At 65.2% G+C, this 3,573-nt stretch carries 4 protein-coding genes; 3 read left to right on the top strand and 1 reads right to left on the bottom strand.

All coding sequences use genetic code 11. The annotated features are described in order from the left end of the window. Window positions 1–290, bottom strand: a 290-nt coding sequence (locus VGD20_RS15065) for a TolB family protein (protein WP_414714581.1), incomplete at its 3' end; no start/stop codon positions are given. 319 nt (window positions 291–609) lie between these two features. On the opposite strand from VGD20_RS15065, the gene VGD20_RS15070 reads away from it, so the two are divergent. The 3 genes from VGD20_RS15070 to VGD20_RS15080 all read left to right on the top strand — a co-directional run bounded on the left by VGD20_RS15070 (window position 610) and on the right by VGD20_RS15080 (window position 3,483). Next, complete coding sequence (locus VGD20_RS15070; RefSeq protein WP_331135228.1) at window positions 610–1,509, top strand: LysR substrate-binding domain-containing protein; 900 nt, start codon at window positions 610–612, stop codon at window positions 1,507–1,509. A gap of 199 nt (window positions 1,510–1,708) precedes the next feature. Beyond that, window positions 1,709–2,341, top strand: coding sequence for an HAD-IA family hydrolase (locus VGD20_RS15075; RefSeq protein ID WP_331135229.1), 633 nt, complete (start codon window positions 1,709–1,711; stop codon window positions 2,339–2,341). Beyond that, on the top strand, window positions 2,338–3,483 hold the full coding sequence (locus VGD20_RS15080) for an alanine racemase (RefSeq protein WP_331135230.1): 1,146 nt from the start codon (window positions 2,338–2,340) through the stop codon (window positions 3,481–3,483). Before VGD20_RS15075 ends, VGD20_RS15080 begins: the two co-directional genes overlap by 4 nt. The last annotated feature ends 90 nt before the right edge of the window (window positions 3,484–3,573 follow it).

Consider the following 3,573-nt stretch of genomic DNA (forward strand, 5'->3'; position numbering starts at 1 on the left):
AGGATCAGAATGAAGCGCCCGTCAGCGCTCCACTGGAAGCTGTCGGGCGGCCGCGTGTCGAAGCGGGTGATGGCGACGGCCGAAGCAAGATCGTCGATCGGCGCGACCCAGATGTTCAGGACACCGTTCAGCGGATGGAAGTAAGCTAGCTGTTTGCCGTCGGGGCTGATCTGCATTTCGGAATAGGTCGGCGAACGGAAAAGCACGCTCCGCGGGACAAGGTCGACCAATCGCGCCGTATCGGCAGCATTGGTCCGTGCTTCCAGCGGCAGCCCGAGTGCCGCCCCCACGCAAACGATCACAGCCAAAAACATGGCTGCGCGCTTGTTGCGTCGATGCAGCGACGGCCGCCCAATACCGAAATGCATTCTGAAAACCCCCTTGGTCAAACCTGTCTCGCGCGCGCCGCCGAAACAAGCGCTGTGGCACTGACATTGCGCCACCTGAAGACTGGCGCTTCACCGCGGCGAGAGCCAATGCCGGATATGGATCAATCCATGCCCAACCCGAATGGAGCCGCATTTCAGCGACCGACGACTTGCCACTTGCCCGGATGAGGACGAGAAGCGGAAGCGACAATCCGGAGCTACCAAAGAGATAGATCGAACGATGGAACTGACATGGTTTGAAGACTTCGGCACTCTCGCCCGCACCGCGAACTTCTCGCGCGCCGCCGAAGAGCGATCGGTGACCCAACCCGCCTTCAGTCGCCGTATCAGGGCTCTGGAGGAGTGGGTCGGCGTCGAACTCGTCGATCGCCGGACCCACCAGATCGGATTGACCCCGGCCGGCAAGCGCTTCGCCGCGATCGCCGAGACGGTCCTGCGCGATGTCGAACACGGGCGACTGGAAGTGCGGGAGATCGCCGGAACGTCGGCTTCGACGATCAGGATCAGGGTCACGCACGCCCTGGCGCTCAACTTCTTTCCGCAGTGGCTCGCGAAATTGCAGGCGATGACGGAGACCGCGCTACTGATCCAGATGACCGCCGATAATATGGGGGCCTCCGAAAGGGTCATGCAGAACGGCCAGGCGCATTTCTGCCTGTGTCACTATCATCCCGATGCCGCTTCGGTCCTGGACGGACCGGGCTTTCAGTTCATATCGCTCGGTGCCGACGCGCTTGTGCCTGTCAGCGCGCCGGGCGAAACCGATGGATCCCCGCTCCACTCCGTGACGGACGACGCCAACGGCGCGATCGACCTGCTCGCCTATGAAGCCGAGTCCGGAATGGGCCGCATCGTGTCGGCCATGACCGGGGCAAGGGCGATGGCGGCGAGCCTCAATCCGGTTTTCACTTCGCATACCCTCGTGCTCGCCCGCATGGCAAAGGACGGAAAGGGTCTGGCGTGGCTTCCGCGCACCATTGTCGCGGACGAGCTTGCAAAAGGCTCGCTGGTCCGGGCGGGTGATGCCAGCTGGGACATACCCGTCGACATTCGCCTGTATCGGCCGCGCGCCCGGCAATCACAGTCGGCTGAAGCCTTATGGAAGCTGGCGACCGTATAGGCCGGGGTTCCGGGGGCTATGCACCGGTTGGCATGAAACCATCCGCAACAGGCATTGGCCTGTGCACCGACCAGCTTGGTAATCGCTGGCGTGGCCAAGGCATTGGTTTGTGCCGGCCGCATGAACGCGCCGCCCTTGTCGTCCTCGACGGGGGAGCAAGGGCACCCAAGTCAGACGAAGAACAGGCTGGATACCGAACATGAAACAGATCGCCCCGGTCGAAGCCGTCCTTTTCGACCTGCTTACCGCCCTTCTCGATTCATGGTCGGTCTGGAACCACGCCGCCGGATCGGAAGCCGACGGCCTTCGCTGGCGCCGTGCCTATCTCGAACTCACTTACGGTTGCGGCATGTATCGCCCCTATGAGGATCTGGTTCGCGAAGCGGCTGACAAAGCGGAGGTACCGGCATCGGCCGCCGACGCGCTGGCCGCAAGGTGGGACACCCTCCAGCCGTGGCCTGAGGCGCCAGCCTTGCTGAGCGACCTTGCGGCGCGCGGTGTCCGGCTCGGTGTCGTCACCAACTGCTCGATCACGCTCGGACGACGCGCGGCCGAACGGGTCGGCGTTCCCTTTTCGGTCGTCGTGACGTCCGAAGAAACCGGCTATTACAAGCCGCGGCCAGAGTCTTATCGCGCGGCGCTCGACCGGCTCGGCACCGATCCGTCCCGAACGCTATTCGTCGCGGGTTCGCCTGCCGACATTCCCGGCGCGGCACGTGTCGGCATGCCGGTCTTCTGGCATAATCGCGCGGGACTGCCGTTCGTCGCCGACCGCGCCCGGCCGTTTTTGATTGCGGATAGCCTGTATCCGCTCGAGGAGCTTGTGCGATGAGCGAGCACGGAATTTTCGAGGGACTGGAGACGCCATGCCTGCTGCTCGATGCGGACCGGCTGGAACGGAATGCGGCAAAAATGCGCGCGCGCTGCGACGCGCTGGGTGTCATGCTCCGGCCGCATCTGAAGACCGCCAAGTCGCTGGACGTGGCGCGCGTCGCCGCAGGCGGCGTAGCGGGACCGATCACCGTGTCCACACTCGCCGAAGCCGAGTATTTTGCGGCGGCGGGGTGGCGCGACATCCTTTATTCGACCGCGATCGCTCCTGCGAAACTGGCCCGCGCGGCGCGGATTCAGCGCGAACATGGCGCGCGCCTGCTGATCGTCGTCGACGAGCTCGAAGCGGCCCGCGCCATCGGGCGCGAGGCAAGGTCGCTCGACGCGCGCTTCAGCCTGCTGATCGAGGTCGACTGCGGCGAACATCGCAGTGGCGCCGAGCCCGCATCGGCGGAGCTTCTCGCCATCGCCGCCGCGATCGCGGCCGATGCGCCATATCTGGACCTCGCCGGGGTGATGACCCACGCCGGACATTCCTATGCCTTCGACGATCCAGCGGCGATCAGGGAACTGGCCGAGGTCGAGCGATTCGCCGCCGTCGCATCGGCCGACCTCCTGCGCTCCCATGGTCACCCCTGCCCCGTCGTCAGCGTCGGGTCGACCCCAACCGCGCTTTTTGCCGCGCACTCGACGGGCGTTACCGAGGTCCGCGCGGGCATCTACCTGTTCTGGGATCTCTCACAGCTGTCGCGCCGGATCTGCGCCGAAGACGACATGGCGATTTCGGTCCTCGCTACCGTGATCGGTCACCAGCGTCGCGGCCCCAGCCTTATCCTCGACGCCGGCGCCCTCGCCCTGTCCAAGGACATCGGCGCCCGGCGCTTCATGCCCGAGGCGGGATACGGGCTGGTTTGCGACGCCTCGACGCTCGCGCCGCTCGGCACGCTGGCGGTCGAAACGGTGCATCAGGAACATGGTTCGGTGCCGGTGCCCGACGAAAGCTGGTTCGCGCGCCTGCCGATCGGCAGCCTCGTTCGCATCCTCCCCAACCATGCCTGCCTGACCTGCGCGGCCTATCCCTTTTACCATGTACTGCGCGCCGGCCGGCCTGACGGGCAATGGCCCCGCGTCGGCGGGTGGTAGCGGTTTCGGAGATCGAGACGATGATACAGAGAATGACCGAAATCCGGTGCGCGGCCGCCCCTCCGCCCGGCGGACATTATGCCCAGGCCA

It is taken from the genome of Sphingopyxis sp. (assembly GCF_036402335.1).
Lineage (GTDB): Bacteria > Pseudomonadota > Alphaproteobacteria > Sphingomonadales > Sphingomonadaceae > Sphingopyxis.

Bases quoted from the DNA above. Each gene is read 5' to 3' on its own strand.
- VGD20_RS15070 (WP_331135228.1), top strand. From the start codon at position 610: ATGGAACTGACATGGTTTGAAGACTTCGGCACTCTCGCCCGCACCGCG.
- VGD20_RS15075 (WP_331135229.1), top strand. From the start codon at position 1,709: ATGAAACAGATCGCCCCGGTCGAAGCCGTCCTTTTCGACCTGCTTACC.
- VGD20_RS15080 (WP_331135230.1), top strand. From the start codon at position 2,338: ATGAGCGAGCACGGAATTTTCGAGGGACTGGAGACGCCATGCCTGCTG.